1 protein-coding gene is annotated in these 1436 nt (G+C 57.0%); it reads right to left on the reverse strand.

Annotation, left to right across the window (positions count from 1 at the left end; translation table 11 throughout):
* Window positions 1-1131, reverse strand: a 1131-nt coding sequence (locus NW857_RS09185) for an RAMP superfamily CRISPR-associated protein (protein WP_414368737.1), incomplete at its 3' end; no start/stop codon positions are given.
* Window positions 1132-1436: the final 305 nt, after the last annotated feature.

Here is a 1436-nt window from a genome sequence, read left to right on the forward strand (position 1 = left end):
CTCGCGGTTTTGGCGGGAGTAGCAGGGTCTTCTGGCCCCTTGGCCCACACCTCCCAGATGGAACATCATCCAGGTGAGGTTGGCAAAGAGCTTTTTCGCCGCCTCTTGATCTTCCTGCGAAGCATAATTTTGGCACTCGCCCGAAAGACTCAAGACGAGGATCCCTTCTTGTCGTCCGGCAGGTTTATTTCTTCCTTGCTGATTGGGCTCCGGCTCCGGCTGAGAGACTTTGCCATCTAGGAGATCTACATGGATCCAGCCGTGTTTTTGCTTAGGGGTGATGGCGCCAAAAAGTTGCCCTTCCCACTCCTGCACCTGATCGACCGGCAAAACTCCCAGGGCAAAGGTGCGGAACCAATAGCGCAGCATATTCTTAAAGGCCACAGGCCGCACTTCGGCGATGGATCGGTTGTCGTAGCGATTCTTGTCGGGTCTCCAGTTGACTACCTGGCGCCCGTGAATGAGTTGGCCTTCTAACTCAAAGGGCAGGCGCAAGAATTCTCCTTGGCTCTTGTCCGGCGATTTCCCTGAGGGGATTAGCCGACCGTAGCCGGTATTCACCTGGGATCCCACCCCTTGCTCCAAACCCCGGAGGAGCCATTGCTTAACTTGATCCAGCATCTCATCGGTGCAGCCGCTGCCTTTGCGTAGGCCAATCAAAAAAGTGGCTTGCTTGAGAGAGAAGAACAAGTTGGGGTTGGTCGAGTATTCAAGATTTTTTCCATTCCATTTCCAGACGTTATTAGCAATATCTACAGCCAGCCCCCCCGTTTTGGAGTTATCGGGATCCTCCCGCCTTTGGGGGCGAGTGGGTACCGGATAGGCATCCAAAAAGACAACCTTGCCGGCGCTATCTTTTTCCTCAGCTTGTAGGTGGCCAAACCAAGGAGCTACAGCTTGGTCTGCTTGATCCCAAGATAGGTTGCGCTCCTGCATCAGCTCCCGAATGGCCTGGGAGCGGGCTACACCGCGCAGGGTGGAGCCAGGAATGTAAGGGATCCCTAAGTGATCGAAAGCGGGGAGCAACATGCTCTCTGGGCCCTTGGCCCCACCGACTCGAATTCGCCAGGGACAGGTAACCTGAAGGGTGTCGCTGGCAAGGCGTTGGGTGCGCTCGTTCAAAACTTTCAAGCGGGCTCCAAGGTTAATCGTTGTTTCCACTTGGTGCGCCAGCTCCGCTTTGGTGCCGTCTTTAGTAGCAGCATCAACCGGCGCTCGCATCCAGCGCAGATATTCAATAAAACCGGCGGTGGGATCCGGCCTGGGCGTGGGATCCAAGGGGTGACCCAGCCAAGGCGAGGGCGGAGGATTGTTGCCCCCTCCACCGCGCGGCTGGTTTCCCCCTCCATTGCCTCCTCTAGGAGAATTGGGGCCTCGATTTTCCTGAGGCGGCCGGCGGCTGGGATCCCCTGGCCTGGGGGGACGAGCAAGCGGCT

The sequence above is a fragment of the Synechococcus sp. H55.9 genome, from assembly GCF_047462355.1.
Lineage (GTDB): Bacteria > Cyanobacteriota > Cyanobacteriia > Thermostichales > Thermostichaceae > Thermostichus.